This is a genomic window from Blastococcus sp. PRF04-17 (assembly GCF_023016265.1).
In the GTDB taxonomy this organism is placed as follows: Bacteria; Actinomycetota; Actinomycetes; order Mycobacteriales; family Geodermatophilaceae; genus Blastococcus_B.
The window spans coordinates 52974-75268 of sequence record NZ_CP095412.1 but is presented as its reverse complement, the minus strand read 5'-3'; the positions used below and the strand labels follow the sequence as shown (position 1 = coordinate 75268).

Below are 22295 nucleotides of genomic sequence, written 5' to 3'. Positions count from 1 at the left end.
AACAACCAGGCCAACGTGGACGGCGTCTTCGATCAGGCCACCTTCGACGAGCTGGCGGCCTCGGCCGTCGTCGTCGACCTGCCCTACAACTGCCGGAACACGGCTCAGGTGGTGACGCAGACCCAGCTCACCACGGGGGCCGACATCGGCGTGGCCCGCGCCGGCGAGGGGCCGCAGGTCGTCTGGGAGCAGTGCCCGGACGACGAGGCGAGCGCCAAGCTCCTCGACCAGCGGCTCAAGGCGCTCCGCCGCGAGGACGTCGACATGGCGGATGTCGCTGTCGTGACCCTGCAGCAACGCGTGGAGGACAGCGCCGCTGTCACCTCCAGGGCCTACCGCAGCGGGAGGCTCGCGTCGGTATCGGGCGCACCGGTCCCCGGCACCGCGACGCTGGTGACTGCATCGGATTTCAAGGGCCTCGAGGCCGGCCACGTCTGCGTCGTTGATGTCGACGAGGTCGATGACCCGGTCTCTCGCGCCCGGTTGTACGTCGCGATGACCCGCCCCCGAGTCAGTCTCTGGCTCGGAGTCTCACCTCACGCCTGGACACAGATCGCCCAGCGCCCACTTTCCTCGGAGGCTTCCGGTGACCGCTGACCTCGACCTCCCCTCGGTCAGGGAGCGCTTCGTCCACTACCTGCGCGACCAGTACCTCGGCCCCCAGGACGGGGAGCACGAGGTTCTCCGCACGCGCCCCGACCGGCAGTACCTGGTGGGGACCCTCTACCCCCGGGCGCAGATGGCGGTTCACCACGACGGGTCCAAGCTCGGCGACGAGCCGCTTGACGACGACCTCGATGAGCCGGTGGAGTTGGCGAACGAGTGGCACCCGGCCTCGGCCGCGGTGTCCTTCCTCCACGACGCCACCGGCCTCCGGTGCACCGTGCAAGCCGGTCGTTACGAGCGCTCCGAAACGGAGGAGGACGGCTGGCGCCGGACCCCGATGCAGGCCGACGACGTCGAGCTCGCCCCGGACGCCACGTCCCGGTCTCTGTTCGACGGACGAGCGCGGCTCGTGTCGGTGTGGCGCCGGACAGCTGATCGGTGGCTGGTCACCGTGGCGGTGGAGAACACCGCCGTCCACGACGACGCAGAGACTCCACCGCCCACTGAGAAGTGCCTGTTCCAGGTGCACGTCAGCTGCCGAACGGTGGACGGTGTCGTGCACCCGTACCCCTCCCCCGACGACCTCAGCGACGACCCGGAGGAGCAGGAGCTCCGGCTGCTGTACCGCGCCCGTCGCGCGTACGGAGTCGGGCACGGCTGCTCCGTGGACTGGGCCCCGTCCCCTGGCGGGTCCGTCACCGAGGTGGAGACGGAGATGCTGCCGACGGCCCTGGTACCGGCGATGACCCATCCGCCAGAACTGGCGTTGCCGGCGTTGTCACTGGCCCGGTTGGCGGACGAGCACGTCGCCGCCGAGGGCTTGTGCGCCGACCTCGATGCATTCGTGGACGCCTACACGACCTGGGCCGACGCCCGAGACGCGGAGATCGACACGTTGCCGGCGCAGCACCGCGACGCCGCATCCCGGCTGGTCTCCCGGATCCGCGCGGCCGAGGACCGGATGCGCGCGGGTGTCACTCTGCTGCGCACCGATGCAAGAGCACTCCTGGCCTTCCGACTGGCAAACGCCGCGATGCGACAGCAAATGCTGCAGAGCGCCCATGTCGAAAAGCGTCCCGGCGAGTTCGGGCGACCGCTCCCCTCACGTCTCGAACAGCGTGAGCCCACGTGGCGTCCGTTCCAGCTGGGCTTCATCCTTCTGTCCCTGCCGTCGATGACCGACGGCAGTCACCCCGACCGGGAGACCGTCGACCTCATCTGGTTCCCGACGGGTGGTGGGAAGACCGAGGCGTACCTCGGGCTGGCCGCCTACGAGATGATCCGGCGCCGGCTCGACCGGGGACTGGCCGGCGGCGGCACCGCCGTCCTCACCCGCTACACCCTGCGGTTGCTCACGACGCAGCAGTTCCAGCGGGCCGCGACATTGATCTGTGCACTCGAGCAGCTGAGGAACGATCACCCGGCACTCGACCACACACCTTCCTTCTCGATCGGCCTGTGGGTCGGCAGCGGCACGACGCCGAACGACTACGAGACGGCCCACAACCAGGCGATCGACCTCAAGAAGGCCCAGGCGCCGGTGAGCCCCTACCAGATCCAGGATTGCCCCTGGTGCGGGACGCCGCTGTTCCCGGAAAAGCGCTCCAAGGACGCCGCCTACGGCGTCCGGACCACGAAGTCGACATTTGAGCTGTTCTGCCCCCACGACGAGTGCTGGTTTCACAGCTCGCTGCCCGTGCAGGTGGTGGACGAAGAAATCTTCGACCACCCGCCCACGCTGCTCGTGGCCACGGTTGACAAGTTGGCCCGCCTGCCCTGGCTCGAGGCTGCGGGCTCCCTCCTGGGCCTGAACAGTGTCCCTTTCGACGCACCGAGCCTGGTCATCCAGGACGAGCTGCACCTGCTTTCCGGTCCGCTCGGGACGACCGTCGCCCTCTACGAGTCGGCTGTGCAGGGATTGCTCGGTTGGAATGGCACACGACCGAAGGTCGTCGCCTCCACGGCCACCATCCGGGCAGCGGACCACCAGGTACGCAGCCTGTACGGCACGGAGGTGGCGCTCTTCCCGCCGAGCGGCCTCAGCGCTGACAACAGCTTTTTCGCCGTCACCGACCGCACGAAGCCGGGTCGCCTCTACATGGGCCTCATGCCGCAGGCCCACACGCAGGCGTTCGCGACGGTGCTGGCCTGCACGGCCCTGCTGCAGGGGCCCGAGCAGTTGGACCTGGAGGGTCCGGCCAAGGACGCATATTGGACGGTCGTCGCCTACAACAACAGCCTGCGCGAGCTGGGACGTACGGTTACCATCGCCCGGGACGACGTCGAGAGCATGCTCCTCGCTCGATCGAGCCCCGAGCACCCGAGCCGCAAGCTCAAGCGCGACGGCGTGGTGGAGCTGACGAGCAACGTCCGGCCGGAGCAGCTGCCGCAGATCCTCGCCCAACTGGAACGCGAGGCCGATCACGTCGAAGCGGTGGACCTCCTGGCGACGACGAACATGCTGTCGGTCGGCATCGACATCAGCCGGCTCGGGCTCATGCTGATGAACGGTCAGCCCAAGACGACCTCGGAGTACATCCAGGCCACCAGCCGGGTCGGCCGCGGGGACGTGCCCGGCCTCGTTGTCACACTGCTGCGTGCCTCCAAGCCACGCGACCGGTCGCACTACGAGTCGTTCCGCGCCTACCACGAGGCGCTTTACCGCCACGTCGAACCGACCAGCGTGACGCCCTGGTCGCTGGCCTCGCGTGAGAGGGCGCTCAGCGCGGCGCTGGTGATGGTGGTGCGCCACGGGGTGGGGCTCCGCGCCAACGAGGATGCCGGGAACTTCTCGGCGGACGACCCGCGGGTCAGGACGGCCGTGGAACGCATCCGCGGGATGGCCGCGGTCGCCGACCCGGACGAGGTCCAGCGGGTGACGGAAGAACTGCAGCGGCTCGTCAACGAGTGGGACCACCGTGCGTCCGAGGCGGCGGCGCGCGGGGAGAAGCTGCGCTACCGCTCCCCGAAGGGAGAGGCGCTGCTCAAGGAGTTCGGCGAACGGAAGGACGGCTGGGAGACGATGCACTCGATGCGCTCGGTGGACCGACAAGTCCGCGTACTCGCAATCGGGGAGACCGGTCGATGAGGTCGCTGCGTCTCAATCAGACCGTCAGCCCCTTCGGTGTGGGCGCGATCCTTGACGTCCTCGGCGAGTCGCTGATGGCCACCGACATCAGCGAATGGCCGTACAACGACACCGTCCGAGTCGAGTCCCCGAGGCTGGAGGAAAAGCTCGGCGTGAAGGAACTGCGCTCACCGCCGAGCTCACCTGCCGAACCGTCGAGCAAGGCTCCCGGTCTCAGGTACGAGCGATTCCCCCGCTGGCTGTTCTGCCAGAACTGCCGGCGTATGCACCGTTCGAGTCCCCAGGAGGAGAGGGGGAAGCCTCCAGCCTGCCCCGCGTGCGACGGACATCTGGTCCCGATGCGGTTCATCGCCGTCTGCACCCGCCGCGGGCACGCGATGGACGTCCCATGGGACACCTGGGCTCATTCGGAGTCCGACACTGAGGACCAACGGAAGTGCCGGTACCAAAAGCTGCGATTCGAGACGCGTGAAGGCGGCTCCCAAGGACTGGCCAGCCTGGTCATCCGGTGTGAGACCTGCAAGGCGCGCCGGCACCTCGGCGACCTGACGGCGAAAGGCTCCTTGAAGCGGATCGGCGTGCGTTGCAGCGGCAAACAGCCCTGGCAGCGAGGGGGGTTCCCGGCTTGCGACGAGCGTGTCGAAGTCGCCCAGCGGGGAGCCACCAACGTCACCATGGCCGAGACGACCACGGCGCTGGACATCCCCGAGCCCGCACGACCGCCACGTGACCACGACACGGAGATTCGTCAACACCGCAATTTTGAAGACGTGGCCTCGGCCCCGGCCGGACCTCGCGCATCGGTACTCATCGGGTTGATCGCCGAGGACCTCGGCGTCTCCCCGGACCGCGTCCTGCAGGTTGCCCAGGCCGGAACTGTCTCGGCCGACGAGCTGCTCGAGACCCGGGCCGGCCTGCTTGCCGACGAGTGGCAGGCATTCCAGCAGGTAGGTGACGACCCGGACGACCGGACCGGAAGCCGGGACTTCGTCATCTCGCCGTCCACGATCGTGACCAAGCCGTCGGACCGCGTCGAGGACGAGTTGTCCGACCTGGTAGAGGACGTCGTCCTCGTGCACCGGCTGCGCGAGATCCGCGTGCAGCACGGCTTCCGTCGCTATGCCCTGGACGCCGACCTCGTGCCCGTCGACCTCGGACCACGGATCCGTGAGCGGTGGCTGCCGGCGGTCGAGTCGTTCGGCGAGGGCATATTCCTCGCCCTTGACCAGGACGCCGTCGCCAGGTGGGAGACGGAGCCCTCCGTGGTGGAACGTGCGGCGAAGCTGGAGCGGAGGCGCCAGGAGAGCCTTATCGGTTCCCGGCTCACGCCTGTCAGCCCGCGCTTCCTGCTTGTTCACACATTCGCTCACCTCCTCATGCGACAGCTGGCCTTCTCCTGCGGTTATTCGGCCGCCTCCCTGCGAGAGCGCGTGTACGCCTCGCCCGGGCCTGCCGGCCAGGCGGGCCTGCTGGTGTACACAGCGGCCGGCGACGCCGAGGGCACCCTCGGGGGGTTGGTGCGACAGGGGAAGAGCCGCGGCTCGCACGCAGCGTCGTCGCGGCGTTGGAGAACGCTGCCTGGTGCTCGGCCGACCCGGTGTGTCGAGAGAGCCTCGGGCAGGGCCTCGGCAGCCTCAATCTGGCCGCCTGTCATGGGTGCAGCCTGGTGGCGGAGACGTCCTGCGAGGGCAGTAACGTCCTCCTCGACCGCGTCCTCGTCGTCGGCGACGAGATGACGCCGGGCTACTTCGGTGGCCTGATCACCGCGATCCGCGAAGAAGCCGCTCGGAGGAACGTCTGACCATGTCTTTCCTCAGGCGTACGCCTCGGTGACCGCTGCATCCGTGGAAGTCGATTACCCCTGGCTCGAGCCGACGGTCCAGAAGAGGAACGGGCGTTACCGAGTCACCCCTGCGGGCGACATCGAGCTCGTCGCCTTCAGGGACGGCGTCGAGGTCCGCGCGGCAGGCGTGGACAAGCACCCGGAACTGGGCGCGATGGTTCGGCGATGCTCAGGACAAGATCGGCCCACGTGGTTCTCCATCAATGAGTGGCGCCACGTGCTGTTGAAGAGGGAGGGCCGGACCCTCTACGCCGGGCGGTACGACGCCCCACTGAGATTCGAGTCCGAGGGAAGCACACTCTCCTCCGAGGCACCCCGAGGGCTCCGCCCGGGGCAGCCTTGGGCGGGACCCCGGGCAGGCATGCGATACACGCTCGCTGCGACGGGCAAGGACGTCTACGCGAAGGTGCGCGGCTCCGACGGCGCCGAGCGGAAGGAGTTCCTCAGCAACTACATGAGCGACTGCGCGCAGCACGTCTCCGAGTGGGCGCGGTTCAAGCCCGGCGGCGGAGCCGTGTACATCAACGAGAGCCGCGAATTGTTCGGCCCGGTGGGCGACGACGGCTACGTGTATCTAGGCTATGTGCCCCTCGACGGGTGGTTCCCCCGACCGGCGGTCGAGGACTACTAGTAGCCGTCGCCGGCGGTGAGCCGTTGGGCTACGACACCGGCGACAGCCTCGGCCAACGGTGGCGGCACGGCGTTGCCGATCTGGCGGGCGATGGCGGCCTTGCTGCCACACCACATGTGTCGATCATCGAAGCCCTGGGCGACGGCGGCCTCTGCGTGGGTTAGTGCGCGGTTGATCTGCACCCCGCCGTTCTCCCACTGAGGGTGGAGAAAGCGGCCCTTCTCGGGACGAAAAAACTCGGTCCGCATCGTCACGGCCGGCTTGTCCCACTCAAGACGCCCCAATACGTCGCCGGCTCCCTTTGTGTGCCGGCGCCAGCAGGGGTACTGCAGCTCGTCAGGCAGGTGAAAGCGCGACTGCCCTGGTGCAATGTGCGCGTAGCGGATCTCCGACGTGAGGTCGTACTGCCGTGTCAAATGCAGATCGTGAAGCTTGAACGCTCCTTCGACCGACTCCCCTTGGAAGTCCACCGTGCTCTCGGGCAGCCATACCTCACGCACTTCGGGCTCCAGCCGCACGGGACCTTCAAGGAACGCCTCGCGCAGGCCTCGCCAGCGGGACAGCGCACCGACGGGGACCTTCGCGTGTGTCTGAACGGGCTCGGCAACGGATCCGATTCGTGACCCGATCACGATGGTTCGGATCCGCTTCTGGGGCGTGCCGAAGTCGGCGGCGTTCAAGCGGAAGACCTGTGTCCGGAACTCCGACAGCTCGCCGCCCGCGTGGGCAGCTCGTCGGAGCAGCTCGAACTCTGGCGTCCGAGCAAAGCGATCAACGTTCTCGAACACGAACATCTGCGCGTCCGACTCCCGCACGACGCGGACGAACTCCCGCCACAGCTGGTTCCGCACGTCATCGGGGTCACGCCTCCCAAGCGCCGAGAACCCCTGACAGGGCGGACCGCCGATCACGAGGTCCACTCGCGGGACGTCGCGGTAGTCCGCGATGTCCCCGACGAAGGTGTGGGCGGCGATCGGGTCGAAATTTGCCGCGTACGTCGCTGCAGCCGCAAAGTCCTTCTCGACGGCCCCAGCAGTGTCGAACGAGCCTTCGTCCAGGAACCCCCGCGTAAGCCCCCGCAGCCGGCGAAGAGATCGAGCATGGTGAAGCGTTCCCCCGACACAGCCACACGCTAGCCGGACCAAGGGGAGCTGTTTGCTTACGACTCACCACAAAGCGGCAACGACCCAGCAGGGCGGCCTGATCCCGCGGTTGCTGCGTGAAATGGTGTCGTTGTGCCAGCTGCCTTCGTATCTGAGATCTTCGGTTACCGCCCTAATGGGCTCGCCAACACGTCCGACTCAAGCGACGCGCAGTCCCGCGACTTGGGCCAAGCGATGCTGGACGCCCTCGACATCCCGATGGGGCAGTTGGGTGCGACGGATGCCGGGTCGGCCGTGGAGGCAGCCGTCGAGCAGCATCTGAAGACTCTTCGACCGGACCTCGAGATCGCCCGGTCACGCGCGTCCGCGGAGTTCTCCCAGTACCGGCACTTGGCCGTGTTCAAAGCATTCTCGAGGAACGTCAGCCCGCTCTCATCGACCCTGATGCCGATGCGCGCGCTGATCGCGCAAGTGCCGGACGATGGGCTGCGGAGCCGGCTTGCGCGAGCGATGCAGGCCGCCACCGATCAGCTGCGCACTCGTGACGACGCCCTCGAAGCGTTGCTGAACCAGATGCCTGAGGAGTCACTGCTCAAGATTGATCTCACCGTCGGAGAACCCGATCCAGGCCTGCCGCCGCGGCTTTGCGTCGCGCTCTCGTCGAAGTGGACCCTACGAACGGACCGGGCTCAGGACTGCCTGTCCCAAGGCGCCAAGCTCGTCTCGCTACGCAGAGGCCCGATGCCCCACTATGCCGTGATCACGATGGAGTCGCGCCCGCACATGCTCAAGATCCTCGCCGATGGCTCAGGCTCGCTCGACTGCGTCTACCACCTTCACCTGCCGGCGCTAATCGAAGCGATCGAGCGCACGGGGAGGGCCAGCAAGGCGGGCGACGACTGGCTCCCGGCCCGGACATTTCGACGGCTGTTGAACCAGGGGCGATTGCGTGACTACGACGACCTGGTGACGGAAGTGCAGCGGATCCCGTCTGCAGGCGCCCGGACCGTTCACCACGGGCAGACCGATCAGGGAGAACTCTTCGACGGTCTCTGACCGCGCGAGGACAGCACGTCCAGGACCCGTTGGAGGGCCTCCTCGGGAGGCTCGTGCTCCCAGATCTCAACGGTGACCCAACCGAGCCGCTCAAGATGCTGACGGGTGCTTTGGTCACGTTCGCGGTTGCGATCGAGCTTCCGCTGCCACCAGGCAGAGTTCGCCTGGGGAGACGTCCCGTGCTGCGGACAGCCATGCCAGAAGCAGCCGTGCACGTAGACGGCCACTCGTGCTCTCGTGAACGCGAGGTCAATCGTGCGACGGCGAAAGTCAGGGACCGGCCAATTGACGCGGTAACGGAGCCCCCGGGCGTGCAGCAATCTGCGGAGGGCCATCTCGGGGAGCGTGCCGACCCTCGCCTGGCGGCTCATCCGGGCCGAAACCCCGGGTGAGCTAGGAACAGGCGAGGGCGGACGCTCAGTCAAGAGCTACTCGCGAATGAGCTCAAAGATGTGACGGGCCAAAGCCTCACCGAGCTTCGGCGGCACGGCGTTGCCGATCTGCCGCGCGATCTCGATCTTCGTCCCCTCGAACTCGAAGTGGTCCGGGAAGGATTGGAGCCGGGCCGCCTCGCGATGCGTGATGGGACGGTGCGCCTCGGGGTGCAAGTAGCGCCCCTTCTCCGGCTTGAAGAACTCGGTGCGGATCGTGACGCTCGGCCGATCCCACCACAGTCGACCCATTACGTCTGTGGTGCCCGTAGGCTTCTCGGCCCAGCAACGAGGAGTCAGGTCTGGACGGTTCTTAGCCAGGTCGAACCGGTTACCGCCTGGCGGGATAGCCATGTAGCGCTCCATCGAGGCGGGTCGAGGGTTCGGCCGACCGAAGTGCAGGTCCTGATTCCCGTCCGTGTCGACACCGACCTCGTTCAAGGCGGGGCGAGGCGCAAGATCGCCAATAGCCTCACGCACCGTGACGTACGGGATGGCTTCGGGCGAGTTCGGGCCGTGCGTCTCCGGCGGCGGCCAGGGCACGTTCTCTACGTCCCTGACGGCGACAAGAATTCCGCGACGACGCACCTGTGGTGCCCCGTAGTCTGCCGCGTTCAGCACTCCGTATGCGTACTTATAGCAGCTGAAATCGGGATCGTTTTCGAGGAGCTGTAGCAGCTTCGCAAACTGCGCCGACTTCTGAAACTGCGGGACATTTTCGATGACGAACGCTCGAGGTCGGACCTGACGCACCGCACGCAAGTAGTGCTGCCACAGCTCGTTCAGCTGTGCTCGGGAAACGTCGTCGCGATCGCGTCCGAGGGGTGAGAAGCCTTGGCAGGGTGGTCCCCCGAGGATCACGTCGGCGTCCTCGAAGCTTTCCAAGTCCTCGATGGGCCCGTCATATACGGGGCACCCGAAGTTCCGCTTGTAGGTACGGGCGGCGGCAGGCTCGATCTCCACGCCGAACACCGACTGGAAACCCAGACCGGATTGTTCGAAGCCGAGGCTCAGGCCGCCCGCGCCAGCAAACAGGTCGAGCGTGCGAATCATGTAACGGACCTCCAGGACGTCGCTTGCAGCCTAGGTTGTACGACCGGTACGACAGAACCTGGCGCGCAGGCTCATTTGGTCACACACGGAGCGCTGGCGACTTGTGCACCTACGTGCTCGCGCGATGGACGCTGTGCCGCGCGTGGCGCGGCGGCCTGGAGACAGCGATGTCGGACGCCCAGGCTGTCAGCCCTGCAGCAAACAGCTGCGTTCAGCTGCCAGTGCGCGCGGCCGGAATGCCCGGCCATCCGGGGCCGCGCAGGAAGGTGCCGCGGCGTGCGGCGGGCGGGGCCACCACCGGAGCGGCGACCAGGCGGAGCGTCGTCCCGCTCCGGGCCGAGTCTTCGCGGCGGTGCAGGTTGTCCCGGCACCAGCGTTCGCAGTCGGCCATCAGGTTGCCGGTGGTCATCGGGCGGGAGAACCGAGGTGCTGGCCGTGGAGGGCGAGGTCCTGGTGACCGAGTGGATCGACGGCACTCCCCTGTCGCGCGTCATCGCCTCCGGCACCAGGCCGACCGCGACCGCTGCGGCACGGCCCTCGTGCACCTGTTCACCTCCGGCCCGGCGCGTGCCCGTCGCCTGCACGGCGACCCGCATCCGGGCAACTTCCGGCTGATGGACGACGGCCGGCTCGGCGTCCTCGACTTCGGGTCGAACCAGCCCATGCCGCGCGGCTGGCCGCCCCGGTTCGGCCCGCTGCTCGCCGCCGGGCGGGACGGCGACGCCGAGCACCTGCACCGCATCGCCGCCTCGGCCCACCTGCTGCGACCGGACGACGTGACACCCGCGTGCCCTGCTGTCGCTCCTCGACCCGTACCTGCAGCCGCTGCGCAGTGAGCGGTACACGTTTACCCGCGGCTGGCTGCAGGAGCAGACCCGGCGAGCCTCCGACCCGCTCGGCGCCGCCTCGCGCACCCAGCGGAAGCTGTCGATCCCCCCGCACTACCTGCTGCTGCAGCGGGTGGCCGCCGGGCTGGTCGGCGTCCCCTGCTCTCTGAACGCCACCGTCGCGGTGGACGGGGAGCTGCGGCGGTGGCTGCCCGGCTACGCGAACCCCTCGGAAATGCGGGGTTCGCCGGACTGAGCGCGGGCCGAGCGCTTCGGCGTGGCCAGCGCGCCTCACGCCCACCTATCTGCTTCTCGCCCAACGCCCGAGGGTCCGGTGGCCATGGCTGCAATCGGACCCTCTGACTGGCCGATCCGACGGCGTCGCCCGCCGCTCGACCGCCGCATCGGGCATCAGAAAGGCGCTACCCGAGCAGGCGGGCCTTCTGCGCAGCGAACTCTTCCTCCGTCAACACCCCGGCGTCGCGGAGTGCACCGAGGTCCTTGAGCTGCTCGATCACGCTTGGCCGGGGGCTCGGAACCGGGGCAGGCGCAGGGGCTACGAACGAGACGGCGGGCTGCGGAGTCGCCGCCTCAGCGCCCTGATGCAGGCTCAACTGGTGGTCGCAGAGACGGCACTTCTTGGCGAAGGCACGCATGCCGACTTCGGACATGCCCATCGTCATCAGGGCAGCCGACGCCCGTCCGGTGTTCCGACCCACGTTGGCCACGCTCGAGTTCGTGCACTTCTTGCAATCTCGGCATGCGTGCTGTCCGTGGCCGTGCCAAAGTCCCCACTGGTGGCCATCGAGAAGTCCCCGCTGATGGCCAGGTGAAGGTCCCCGTCCCTCGCTCGTCGTGTCGATCGTGAGCTGAGGCCCTGGGCGGTGACGGTGGCGGTGTCTAGCCAGTCACCGCACCGCCCAGGGGAGCTCCATTGAAGTCTGCGAGGGATGAGTTGGACGTCATCACCGCCTACCGCGAGGTGGGCAGCTACCGGGGAGCGGCCGCGATCTGCGGCACCACCCACAAGACGGTGAAGCGGATCATCGAACGGCACGAGGCCGGCGGGCAGCGCCCGGTCCGGCCGCCGCGGCCGGCGAACTATGAGGTCGTGCGCGATCTGGTGGCCGGCACGGTCAAGAAGACGCACGGGCGGATCAGCGCCAAGCGGCTGCTGCCGACGGCGCGGGCGGCCGGGTATGAGGGGTCGGCGCGCAACTTCCGGCGGCTGATCGCGGCCGAGAAGAAGGCGTGGCGGCAGGCCAACGCCCGCAGCCGCCGGCCGGCGGTGTGGGCGCCGGGTGAGGTGCTGGCCATCGACTGGGGCACCCTCGGCGGGCTGCACGTGTTCTGCGCGGTGCTGGCGTTCTCCCGGGTTCGGTTCGTCCGCTTCGCCACCGACGAGCGCGCCGAGACCACCCTGGGGCTGCTAGCCGAGTGCTTCGAGGTCCTCGGCGGGGTGCCGAAGGTGGTGCTGGCCGACCGGATGGGCTGCCTGAAGGGCGGCGTGGTCGCCGACGTGGTGGTGCCGACCCCGGACTACGTGCGGTTCGCCGCGCACTACCGGTTCCGTCCGGACTTCTGTCGGGCCGCCGATCCGGCCAGCAAGGGCATCGTGGAGAACCTGGTCGGCTACGCCAAGACCGACCTGATGATCCCGCAGGCCCCGTTCGCCGACCTGACCGCGGCGAACGCGGCGGCGGCCGCCTGGTGCGACGAGGTCAACGGCGTCGTGCACTCGGAGATCGCCGCGATCCCGGCGGCTCGGCTGGAGACCGAACGGGAACTGCTGGGCGCGATGCCCTCGCTGCGGCCCAGCATCGGACGCACGACGCTGCGCAAGGTCGACAAGCTGTCCTGCGTGCGGTTCTCCTCGGCTCGCTACTCGGTGCCGACCGCGCTGATCGGCACCCAGGTCGCACTGCTGGCCGCCGACGGCCGACTCACCGTGGTGGTGCCGGGCACCGGTGAGGTCGCCGCCGATCACGCCCTCGTCGCGCCGGGCGAGGCCAGCGTGCTGGATGAGCACTACGGCGGCCCCCGCCGGGCACCGCAGCGGGCGGCCCGCCCGAGGACGGCGGCGGAGAAGGCGTTCTGCGCCCTCGGCCCGGTCGCCGAGCAGTGGCTGGTCGGCGCCGCCGCGGCCGGCAACACCCGCCTCGGCCCCGAACTGGTCGAGCTGGCCGCCCTCGAGGCCTCCCACGGCCGCGAGGCGCTGACCGCCGCGCTCGGTCGAGCGGTCGCCTTCGGCCGCTGGCGCGCCGCCGACGTGCGTTCGATCCTGGCCGCCGGCGCCGGAGTCGCCGATGTCCGCCCCGCCGGGGAAGCCCTGGTCATCCCGCTGCCAGCCACGGCCACCCGGCCGCTGGCCGCCTACTCCCTGGACAGCCTGCGCGGCGGGGACCACTCCACTGACGGCTCGGCCGCGGCCACCGGGGCGGGGGCATGACCGCCACCGCACCGGCGCCGCTGCCGGCCGACCTGGAGGGCGGGCTGCGCCGGCTCAAGCTCGCCGCGATGCGCTCACTTGCCCCCGAGCTGCTGACCACCGCCAAGACCCAGCGCTGGGCACCGGAAGAGTTGCTTCGCGCCCTGGTCGAGGCCGAGATCGGCGCCCGGGACGCCTCCAACACCCGGCTGCGGCTGAAGGCCGCCGGCTTCCCGATGCTCAAGACGATCGAGGAGTTCGACCTGACCGCGAGCAGCATCCCCGCTCCGACCTGGGCCTACCTGACCAGCCTGGAGTGGATCCGCGCTCGGGAGAACCTCTGCCTGGTCGGCCCGGCCGGCACCGGCAAGAGCCACACCCTGCTCGCCCTCAGCCACGCCGCCGTGCTCGCCGGGCACCGAGTCCGCTACTTCACCGCCGCCGACCTGGTCGAGAACCTCTACCGCGGCCTGGCCGACAACAGCGTCGGCCGGGTCATCGACACACTGCTGCGCAACGACCTGATCATCGTCGACGAGGTCGGCTTCGCGCCGCTGGACGACACCGGCACCCAGCTGCTGTTCCGGTTCGTCGCCGCCGCCTACGAACGCCGCGCTCTGGGCATCGGCTCGCACTGGGCCTTCGACCAGTGGGGCCGGTTCCTGCCCGAGCACACCACCGCCGTCAGCCTGCTCGACCGGTTGCTGCACCACAGCGTCGTCATCGCCACCGACGGCGAGTCCTACCGGATGCGCCAAGCCCGCACCCGAGGAGGTGACCGCCCCACCACACGCTGATCAACCGCGAGGGGCGGGGACTTTCACCTGGCCACGAGCGGGGACCTCAGCTTGGCCGTTGACACGTGCTCTACGCGAACTTTGCCCACGGTGTCTCCTGTCGTTTACAGCCTCACCGGCAGTCAATTCCGGCCGATGTTGTATCGGCAGCGACGTTTGACTGCTGAAGTGCAAACGAACCAAGGTCCCTTGCGGAGTGGCTGCGCGGCTACTGAGCCGAGCGGCGCATGGACCACATCTGGGCCGGGCGCTCGTACTGCATGGCGACGTCCCAGCCGACTGCGCCGTTGACAACTTCCTTGCGGAAGTTGCCGACGGTCACGCGCGCCAGCTCCGGGTCTGCGGCCACTCGTCCTGCCAGTTCCAGTGCCCGGCTCTCGACCGCAGCGTCGTCGACCGACTGCCAAGCAAGCCCGAGTTCGACGGCCTTGTCGCCGTTGATCTCCTCGCCGAAGATCGCCATCGCCGCCGCGGCCTCGCGGCCGATCAGCCGCGACAGGATGACGAAGTGCCCGCCACCGGGGTGCATCCCGCGCTTCAGGAAGCCGCACAGCAACCGGGCGTCCTTGGCCACAATCCGCAGGTCCGTCGCCAGCAGCATGTTCATGCCGGCACCCACCGCCGAGCCACGCACCGCCGCCACCGTCGGCACCCGCACCTGGCCGAGCCGGTAGAAGGAGTCGTAGACCTTCCCCATGCTCTCGTAGTGCTCAGGCGCCGCGGGGTCCTTGCCGGCCGCGGTCAGCATCGCGACGTCGCCGCCTGCGCAGAACGACTTGCCTTCCGCACGGATGACCAGCGCGCCGATCTCCGGCTTGGCGTCGACCTCGTCGAACGTCGCGATCAGCTCGTCGGCCATCGGGGCGTTCAGCGCGTTGCGCCGGTCGGGCGCGTTGAGCGTCACGATCGCGACGCCGCCGTCGACCTCGAGCAGTACCTCACCGGATCCGGCCACGAGCCACCTCCTGCCGAGCGGACCATCCCCAGCGGCGGCCCAAGCTTGCCCCGCATCAAACCATGCGCCTAGATTCGGCCCATACGCGGCCGCAGCCGTTCGACGGCCGTCGCCAACTCGACCAGCCGGCACAGCGCGTTCACCCGACGCAACTGGTCCGGCGTCCGCACCGGCGCATCGAGCAGCAACGGGCTGAGCACCACGACGGCCAGCGCCTGCGCCCGCGACACCGCCACGTTCAGCCGATTGAGGTCGTACAGGAACGACACGCCCCGCGGGGCGTCGTCGGCGCTCGTGCTCGTCATCGAGTAGATGACCACCGGCGCCTCCTGGCCCTGGAACTTGTCCACCGTCCCGACCCGAGCACCGGCCGGCAGCGCCGCCTTGATCAGCGCAACCTGCGCGTTGTACGGCGCGACCACCAGCACGTCCGACGGCCCGATCACCGCCTGCTCATCGAGGTGGTTTCGCCAGGTCGAGTTCTGCACCGAGTGCCACAGCCGCGCGACGGCCTCGGCCTCCTGTGGGCTCTTGTCCCGGGCGGTCATCGCGTGCTCGACCGGCACCACCCGTAGTCCGCTCCCCGAGAGCGGCCCCTCCCCCAGCACCGCCACCCGCTCACGACCCTGCGCCGCCTCGAGCCGGCCCTCGTACGCCAGGTCCGACACGAACGCGGTCAGGTCCGGATGCATCCGGTACGAGCGGTCGAGGAACACCCCGCGGTCCGGCGGGATCGTCGCGCGGCCGTCCAGCAGGTGCTCCAGCGCCGACCGTCCCGACTCCCCCGGATGCACCGCCTGGCTCGGCTGCGCCAGCTGCTGCGGGTCCCCCAGCAACACCATCGACCGCGCACCCCGCGCCACCGCCACGGCGTTTGCCAGCGAGAACTGGCCCGCCTCGTCCACCACCAGCACGTCAACGGTCTGGGCTGCGTCCGGGTGCGCCCAGAACCACGGGGTGCCGCCGACGACGTCCACCGCGCCGCTCACCACGCTGTCGGCCACGTCAGCCGTCTTGTCCGACCACGCCACCAAGGCAGAGCCGCAGTGCTCCTCCTCCTTGCACTTCTGCATCGCCGGCAGCCCGACCGCCTTCAGCAGGTTCCCGATGACGGCGTGCGAGGTGCCCGTGACGCCCACCTTCTTCCCCGCCGCCACCAGCGCCCGGATCATCTCCGCGGCGGCCGTGGTCTTGCCGCTCCCCGGCGGGCCCTGGATGGCCAGCACCTCGCCGTCGAGCGCCAGACCGAGCCGCACGATCGCCTGGGTCGGCGACTCGCCCTCCCGCAGCTGCGTTCCCGCCGGAACCCGACGCTCGATCAGCGCCTGACCGAGGCAGTCCCGACCGGCCAGCACGTCCTCGCCCGTCGCCTGGAGAGCGGCCCGCTGCTCGGTCGTCTGCAGAGGCCCACCGGGGCCGAGGCCGCGCACCCGCGGCGCCGGCTTCGTCGTCTTGAGGACGACCCGCCCGCCCTCGACGTCCAGCCCGTGGATCGTGCCGACTGTGTCGGCGGTCTCCGCGATGCGGACCTCGCTGCCGGCTCGGAGCTTGGTCTCCTGCGGAGGGAACGTGTACTCGAACAGCCGGCTCCTCTTCTCGGGCCCGCGGTCGACCGGCTCGGAGAGCCCGCCCAGGGCGGTCCCGTCGTCGACCAGCGCTTCGCGGTCCATGCCCTTCAGGCGGTAGACGTCCCACCACACCGGGCGGTCCTCGCGCCGGTACCAGCCCACGAGGTCGCCGAGCAGCTGGTGCCCGGCCGCGTGCAGCCGGTCGGTCAGATCCTGCTCCGCCGCCTGCGCGTCGGTCAGCTTCGCGTCCGGCTTCGCCGCAGCGAGCGTCGGCCGCGCGAGCTCGCCGTGCAGCGCCTCGAGCTCGGCGCGCTGCTGCTCCAGCCAGTCGTGCAGCTCGCGGGTCGAGTCGACGTCGTCCTTGTTGTAGGACTCGATGTCGTCGAGCTTCTGCTGGTCGCGGTCGAGGAGCCACTGCTCGTAGATCAGCACGCTGCCGAGTCCGCTGGTGACCGCGCCCTCGTGCGACCGGCCGTAGAACGCCTCGACCTTCTTGATCGAGTACGACTCCTTGCTGATCCGCATCGACTGCCGGACGACGGGATAGAGGTCGACGAACCGCTCCTCGCGCAGCAGCTGGTCGAGCTCCGCCTCGCGCACGCCGTACGTGCCGGTCAGCTTCTTGAGGGCGGTCACCTCGTACGGCGCGTAGTGGTAGACGTGCATGCCCGGATCGGCGGCCGCCCCGGACATCAGCCGGTCGATCAGCTCGACGACCATCTGCTTCTCGTGCGGCCGGTCGTGCGCCCACAGCGGCGTGAATGCGCCGGACCGGTCCCCCAGGCCGGCGAGGTACTCGATGCCCTCGCCGTCCTCGAACCACGGGTCGCCCTCGAAGTCGAGGTAGAGGTCGCCGGCGCTCGGCGGCGGCAGCCGCAGCAGCCCCTGTCCGGCGACCGGATCGAGCAGCGTCCGCGACGGCTGACCGGTCGTCCGCTCGCGCAGCTGCTCGGCCGCCTGCTGCTGCAGCCGGACCCGCGCGTCCGCACCGATGCCCGACGCCTTCAGCTGCTCCGGCGACGCCTCCGCCAGCGCGCGCAGGGTCGGGATGCCGGCCGCCCGCAGCGCGTCCCGCTGGTCGCCGCGCATGAACGCGACCAGGCCGAGGTCGTCGGCGTCCCGCAGCTCGGTGTTGCACCGCGAGGCCCATCGGCACTGCTCGCAGTACCCGATCGGCGAGGGCTCGGTAGCCGGCGGGGCGGCCACGAACGTCTCCAGCCGCGCCCGCGCGCGACGGGCGTACGCGGCGACGTCGGTCAGCCGCCACGGCCGCGACTCGCCGTCCCCGGTGACGACGTGGACGAACTCCGGCGCGACGCCCTGCAGCTCGGTGAGCCGCTCGGCGTAGGTCGCCATCTGCAGCAGCGCGGCGACCTTCACTTTTCGCGCCAGTTTGGTGTCGGCGATCTCGTACGACCAGTCCCCGAAGGAGGATCGACCGGGCACCTTCAGCAGGAAGTCGGCCTGACCGCCCCAGGCGCCGTCGAAGAACGTCCCCTGGTAGACGACGTCGACGCCGCGGCGCATCGCCTCGACGGTCTGCTCCTCCGCACGACGCCGTCCATCTGCCCCGGAACCGCCCGGGATCTCGACGATCGAGCGGCCCTCGGCCGCGAGCGTCGCCAGGTACTTCTTCTCGTGCTCGAGTCCGCGGTCGAAGACGAACTGCAGCTCCTCCGACGTCTCGGCGTCCGGGGCCGACCACTCCCCCGCGGCCACACCGAGGTCGAGCCGGGTCAGGTGCCGGCACTCCTGGTGATGCGTCAGGTCGGTCGGGCTGAGCGCCAGCCGACCGTCGAGTCGCTGCATCGTGTCGTGCCTCCGCTCCCTGAGGTCCGTCCGGACCACCCTGCCTCGAACGGGAGGGTGACGGACGCATCTGACATGAATCGGCCGGTCGGCCTCCGGCGCCGACGGGGTCACCCGGGCGGGCGACGCCGGCGCCGCGGGAGCTGGCGGAGAGGGCTTGTCGAGCAGCTCGCCCCGGGTCCCCGCGTGCATCCGGCTCACCGATTGACCGGCGGAGTAGCTCCCGCCACGATGGCCGGACCGAGCAGGCCGCCTCGCGACCTGCCGCCGGGAGTCGATGACGACGAGGGAGACCATGACCACCACGGAGACCGTCCAGATCCCCCACCTCGGTGGCTCCACCATCGGCTACCGGTTCGGGAAGGCCTACGACCCGGCGCTGCCGACGCTGGTGATGGTCAACTCCTTCAGCACCTCCGCCGAGCTGTACCGGCCCCAGTTCGCCGACGAGAAGCTCGCCGCCACTGCCAACCTGCTCGCCGTCGAGCCCTACGGCCACGGCCGGACCCGGGCCACCTACCGGCAGTTCACCTACTGGGACTCCGCCATCGCCGGGCTCCAGGTGCTCGACGCGCTCGGCATCCCCGAGGCGTTCGTCCTCGGCACCTCGCAGGGTGGATGGATCGCGGCGCGCATGGCCATGCTCGCCCCGGAGGCCATCAAGGGCATCATGCCGCTGGGCACCTCGATGGACTTCGAGAGCCCGCGCAGTCGCGAGCTGGGCTGCTGGAACGGCGTCGAGTTCTGCACGCCGGCCATCGACGCACTCGCCACGCCGGTCGGCGACGACTGGGTCATCCCGCTCGAGCTCGTCGACGCCGTCCTGCCGGAGGGCTTCGGCGACGACGTTCCGGCCGAGGAGCGCGCGTTCTGGCACGAGACGCACCAGCAGAACTACGCCGGCGACGCCGGACGCGAGCGGCTCCGGATCGCCAGCATCAACCTGCGCGACCGGGACGGCCTGCACAGCCGGCTGGACAGCGTGCGGTGCCCGGTCCTGTGGATGCACGGCACGGCGGACCGTGTCTACTCGGTGCCGAATGCCGAGGCCGAGATCAAGCTGTTCGTCAACAGCGCCGACGCCCAGCTCCACGTCCTCGACGGCGGTCAGCATTTCCTGAGCGCGACCGACCCCGAGGACGTCGACGCCGCCGCGATCGAGTTCATCAACCGCTGGAAGTAGCGCGACGTCGCCGGCAGCGCCCAACTCGTGCTCGCCTGAGCAGCCTATGAGGGTGAGATCAAGCCCTGTCTTGGTTGAGGGCGGGCGTGGGGAGTCGCCGCGGCGGCCTGGATCCGCCGCGTTGATCGTGGTGGGGTGCTCGGCTGACGTCGACGGGGTCCGTGGCCCGTCTCCCTGCTCCACCTAGCGTTCAACCGGGGTGGTCCCCAACAGCCTTCATCCGAGCTTTGGTGGGAGGCGGGCGGGACTGCTCATGCTCAGTTGCGGGGTTCTCCCAAGGCGCTGCGAGCTCGTCCCGTCCTGGTCGGCGTCGCGGTCATGCGGCGGGGGCGCTCACCTCGATCCGGGGATCGGTCAGCCCGGCGGCGATGTCGGGGTTCCAGGCGGTGCGCGTGCTGACGACGACGAACAGCTGCCGCAGCAGGCTGCCGGCGACCGCGACGCGGGCCTGGGCGTCGGTCAGCGGGTTGGCGGTCCGGCCGGTCAGGTGGGCGTGCCGGGCGGCCAGGACGGGGTTGTGCTGCAGGGCGGCCCAGACCGCGCGCCAGGCCGCGACCCGCAGCAGCGGGCGGCCACGGCCGCTGATGGTGGTCTTGCCGGCGTAGGCGCCGGAGGCGTTCTCCCGGGGGCAGAGCCCGGCGTGCTTGACCACCGCCCGGCCGGAGTCGAACCGGGCCGGGTCGCCGGTTTCGGCCAGGATCGCCGCGGCGCCGACCGCGGAGAGCCGGGGATGGTGGTCACCAGCGCGGTGAGGCCCAGTTCGTCGAGCACGCCGATCATCAGCGCCTCGGCCTGGTCCCGCTGGGTCTGGGCGTGCCGAAGGTCGGCCAGGGCGAACGCGGCCCGTTCCAGCGCGCCGGGCCGCTGAGCGGGCACTCCGCGCTCGTCGCCGGCCGCCTCGTGAAGTGCCGCCAGGATGCGGTGGCTGGGCCGCCGGGCACCCCAGGCCGGGAGTTCGGCGCGGACCGCGGCGGTCAGCCCGTCCAGGCCGAGGTCTTGGATCCGGGCGGGGTCGCAGCCGGTCACGGCCATCGCCGCCTGCCAGGTGAGCGAATCCAGCGGAAACCGGGCCGCGGTCAGCGCGGCCGGCCAGGCGCACTCCAGCAGATCGCGCAGCTGCTGGCGGGTCGCCCCGCCAGCGGTCACCCACTGCACCCGGCGGGCACCCAGATGCCGCAGCCGCGCCCAGCTCGGGTCGGCCCGCTCGGGCAGGTAGACGTGCAGCTGGGCGGCCAGCCGGGCGATCAGCAGGGCGTCCTTGTCATCGCTCTTGTCCCGGGTGAAGTCCTCGGCCTCCCGCGCCCGGTGCACCAGCAGCGGCTGCACGCAGACCAGCACGATGCCCGCTGCGGCGGCCAGCTGGTCGACGACCTTCCAGCGGTGCCCGGTCGGCTCGCAGGCCAGCGTGACCCCGGCGAACCCGGCCGCGGTGGCGGCGGTACGGCCCCACTCGATCGCCTCGCCCAGCTGCCAGGGCCGGCAGCGCACGGTGCGCCGGGCCAGGACCCGGCTGTCGTGATCGGTCAGCGCGAAGACCTGCCTGTCATCGGCCAGATCCAGGGCCAAGATCGCGTGCTCCCGAGGCAGCACCTGCCGCAGCCGGGTCAGCCGCGCGTTCCGCCGCTTGTCACCGCGGGAGAGCCCTCTACGGTTGGACATGGACATCCTCCTGTCGTGGTTGGGACACCAAGCCCGTCGACCACAACAGGGGGATGTCTTGGCTCTCAACCCTTCAGGGCGTTACTAGCGCGCCGGGCACCTCGGCTGGACCCCCGCCAGGCATCGGTCGGTCGCTAGCGTGACGGCCATGTCGAAGCGCTCCCGACGGGAGAAGGCGCGCCGGGCGCAGGCCCACCGGCAACGGCCTGCCCGGTCCGCACGGCGCCCGGCGCGATCCGGCCCGACGCCGGGACGCCGGGAACCGGACCTGATGGACGACGTCGCCGCGGCCCTCGCCGCCGGCATCCCACTCCCCTCCTGGGGCTCGCCAGCTCGATGCTCGCGATGTTCCAGCCCCGCCCCTCGTTCGCGGGGCCGGCCGAGCCCGCACCGCCCGATCGCGAGGAGCTCATCGACAGCTTCTTCGCCGTCGAGATCCCGGAGACGTCCGCGCTGCTGGCCGCGCTGGCCGGGCTGTCCGGCGACGACGTGCTCCGCCACCGGGTCCGCCGCGAGGTCGCCGCCCGCGGCCACGCGCTCCCGCGCTGGCTGCTCGACCTCGATCAGGCGCAGCCGGCAAGCACCGTGATCGAGCTGCGGCACGTCCTCGGCGACGGGGACGACGTCGTGTTCGGCGTCCGGCTGCCCGGTGGGCACCAGCTCGCGGCCGTGGTCTTCATCGACCACAACCTCGGCACCCTGGTGAAGGACGCCTTCCTCGTCCCGGGTGGCGCGGCCGAGCTGGTGGACGTGATGCGGGCGCCGACCGACGACCCGGACGTGACGTTCGCCGGCCTCGACCCGGCCGACGCCCGGGCCCGCATCGCCGAGGCGATGGAGCTCTCCGCCCTCACCTATCCGCCGATCGAGACCGACAGCTGGCCGGCCTGCCGCCCGCTGCTCGAGTGGGCGATCGGCCTCCTCCCGGACGGCGGGACCGGGTACGTGCGCCCGGAGTGGCCCGACGACGCCCGCGCCGCACTGGCCGAGCGCTTCCTCGGCTCGCCCTTCGGCGCGGGATTCGAGGACGCGGACCACCGGGGCCTGCTCGAGGACCTCGTGTGGTTCGGCGCCGATTACGGGCCCGGCGATCCGCTGCGCTGGAGCCCGGTGGCCGTCGAGATCCTGCTGGCCGACTGGAACCCGCGCAAGATCGTCGCCGACGTCGACTACCTGGCCAAGGCGCCGGACCTCCTCCGGGCATTCATCCGGTTCAGCCACGCCGAGCGCGGGATCCGCGCCGCCCTCACCGACGAGA

Annotated in this window: 18 protein-coding genes and 1 pseudogene; 9 read left to right on the top strand and 10 right to left on the bottom strand. The window is 70.1% G+C overall.

All coding sequences use genetic code 11. From position 1 onward, the window contains the following. Positions 1-15: 15 nt before the first annotated feature. From MVA48_RS00375 to MVA48_RS00360, 4 genes are all read left to right on the top strand, one after another. Positions 16-597 carry an ATP-binding domain-containing protein gene (locus tag MVA48_RS00375; protein ID WP_246984457.1) on the top strand — a complete coding sequence of 194 codons (582 nt, stop codon included), beginning with the start codon at positions 16-18 and terminating at the stop codon, positions 595-597. Next, a complete protein-coding gene (locus MVA48_RS00370) occupies positions 587-3694 on the top strand; it encodes a helicase-related protein (protein ID WP_246984449.1) in 3108 nt (1035 codons plus the stop codon). The genes MVA48_RS00375 and MVA48_RS00370 overlap by 11 nt, the downstream gene beginning before the upstream one ends. Continuing rightward, positions 3691-5430: a DUF1998 domain-containing protein gene (drmB, locus tag MVA48_RS00365; RefSeq protein ID WP_246984447.1), complete on the top strand. Its 1740-nt coding sequence runs from the start codon at positions 3691-3693 to the stop codon at positions 5428-5430. Before MVA48_RS00370 ends, drmB begins: the two co-directional genes overlap by 4 nt. 468 nt (positions 5431-5898) lie before the next feature. After that, the gene (locus tag MVA48_RS00360; RefSeq protein ID WP_246984445.1) at positions 5899-6168 is read left to right on the top strand and encodes a hypothetical protein; all 270 of its coding nucleotides are present in this window, start codon (positions 5899-5901) and stop codon (positions 6166-6168) included. Here the strand turns inward: MVA48_RS00360 and MVA48_RS00355 are convergent. Then, entirely contained in the window at positions 6165-7313 is a 1149-nt protein-coding gene (locus tag MVA48_RS00355; protein ID WP_246984444.1) for a DNA cytosine methyltransferase, read from the bottom strand. The two genes, MVA48_RS00360 and MVA48_RS00355, sit on opposite strands and share 4 nt — an antisense overlap. A gap of 192 nt (positions 7314-7505) precedes the next feature. On the opposite strand from MVA48_RS00355, the gene MVA48_RS00350 reads away from it, so the two are divergent. Next, positions 7506-8327 (top strand): NgoMIV family type II restriction endonuclease, encoded by an 822-nt coding sequence (locus MVA48_RS00350; RefSeq protein WP_246984442.1) that lies wholly within the window; start codon positions 7506-7508, stop codon positions 8325-8327. On the opposite strand, the gene MVA48_RS00345 is transcribed toward MVA48_RS00350, so the two are convergent. The 3 genes from MVA48_RS00345 to MVA48_RS00335 all read right to left on the bottom strand — a co-directional run bounded on the left by MVA48_RS00345 (position 8300) and on the right by MVA48_RS00335 (position 10220). After that, a complete protein-coding gene (locus tag MVA48_RS00345; protein ID WP_256461110.1) occupies positions 8300-8698 on the bottom strand; it encodes a very short patch repair endonuclease in 399 nt (132 codons plus the stop codon). The two genes, MVA48_RS00350 and MVA48_RS00345, sit on opposite strands and share 28 nt — an antisense overlap. A gap of 57 nt (positions 8699-8755) precedes the next feature. After that, positions 8756-9811 (bottom strand): DNA cytosine methyltransferase, encoded by a 1056-nt coding sequence (locus tag MVA48_RS00340; protein WP_246984438.1) that lies wholly within the window; start codon positions 9809-9811, stop codon positions 8756-8758. Between the two features lie 211 nt (positions 9812-10022). Then, the gene (locus tag MVA48_RS00335) at positions 10023-10220 is read right to left on the bottom strand and encodes a hypothetical protein (protein ID WP_246984436.1); all 198 of its coding nucleotides are present in this window, start codon (positions 10218-10220) and stop codon (positions 10023-10025) included. 52 nt (positions 10221-10272) lie between these two features. On the opposite strand from MVA48_RS00335, the gene MVA48_RS00330 reads away from it, so the two are divergent. Further along, the gene (locus MVA48_RS00330) at positions 10273-10647 is read left to right on the top strand and encodes an AarF/UbiB family protein (protein WP_246984434.1); all 375 of its coding nucleotides are present in this window, start codon (positions 10273-10275) and stop codon (positions 10645-10647) included. Between the two features lie 413 nt (positions 10648-11060). On the opposite strand, the gene MVA48_RS00325 is transcribed toward MVA48_RS00330, so the two are convergent. Next, positions 11061-11321, bottom strand: coding sequence for an SHOCT domain-containing protein (locus MVA48_RS00325; protein ID WP_246984432.1), 261 nt, complete (start codon positions 11319-11321; stop codon positions 11061-11063). Between the two features lie 251 nt (positions 11322-11572). On the opposite strand from MVA48_RS00325, the gene istA reads away from it, so the two are divergent. Continuing rightward, positions 11573-13087, top strand: coding sequence for an IS21 family transposase (gene istA / locus MVA48_RS00320; protein WP_246980965.1), 1515 nt, complete (start codon positions 11573-11575; stop codon positions 13085-13087). Beyond that, complete coding sequence (gene istB / locus MVA48_RS00315; protein WP_246980964.1) at positions 13084-13863, top strand: IS21-like element helper ATPase IstB; 780 nt, start codon at positions 13084-13086, stop codon at positions 13861-13863. Before istA ends, istB begins: the two co-directional genes overlap by 4 nt. Positions 13864-14071: 208 nt before the next feature. Here istB and MVA48_RS00310 read toward each other — a convergent pair whose 3' ends face one another. Further along, positions 14072-14818: an enoyl-CoA hydratase/isomerase family protein gene (locus tag MVA48_RS00310; RefSeq protein ID WP_246984430.1), complete on the bottom strand. Its 747-nt coding sequence runs from the start codon at positions 14816-14818 to the stop codon at positions 14072-14074. Between the two features lie 68 nt (positions 14819-14886). Next, positions 14887-18195 (bottom strand): TM0106 family RecB-like putative nuclease, encoded by a 3309-nt coding sequence (locus MVA48_RS00305; protein WP_246984428.1) that lies wholly within the window; start codon positions 18193-18195, stop codon positions 14887-14889. Positions 18196-18490: 295 nt separating this feature from the next. Here MVA48_RS00305 and MVA48_RS00300 point away from each other — a divergent pair, with 295 nt between their 5' ends. Beyond that, on the top strand, positions 18491-19378 hold the full coding sequence (locus MVA48_RS00300; RefSeq protein ID WP_246984426.1) for an alpha/beta fold hydrolase: 888 nt from the start codon (positions 18491-18493) through the stop codon (positions 19376-19378). A gap of 316 nt (positions 19379-19694) precedes the next feature. On the opposite strand, the gene MVA48_RS23865 is transcribed toward MVA48_RS00300, so the two are convergent. The 3 genes and pseudogenes from MVA48_RS23865 to MVA48_RS00290 all read right to left on the bottom strand — a co-directional run bounded on the left by MVA48_RS23865 (position 19695) and on the right by MVA48_RS00290 (position 22258). Further along, positions 19695-20477: a transposase gene (locus tag MVA48_RS23865; protein ID WP_371821270.1), complete on the bottom strand. Its 783-nt coding sequence runs from the start codon at positions 20475-20477 to the stop codon at positions 19695-19697. Beyond that, positions 20477-21037: pseudogene (locus tag MVA48_RS23860) on the bottom strand (IS110 family transposase); the annotation flags it as partial. The gene MVA48_RS23865 and the pseudogene MVA48_RS23860, both read right to left, overlap by 1 nt. Before the next feature lie 84 nt (positions 21038-21121). Continuing rightward, positions 21122-22258, bottom strand: coding sequence for a hypothetical protein (locus tag MVA48_RS00290; protein ID WP_246984423.1), 1137 nt, complete (start codon positions 22256-22258; stop codon positions 21122-21124). Positions 22259-22295: the final 37 nt, after the last annotated feature.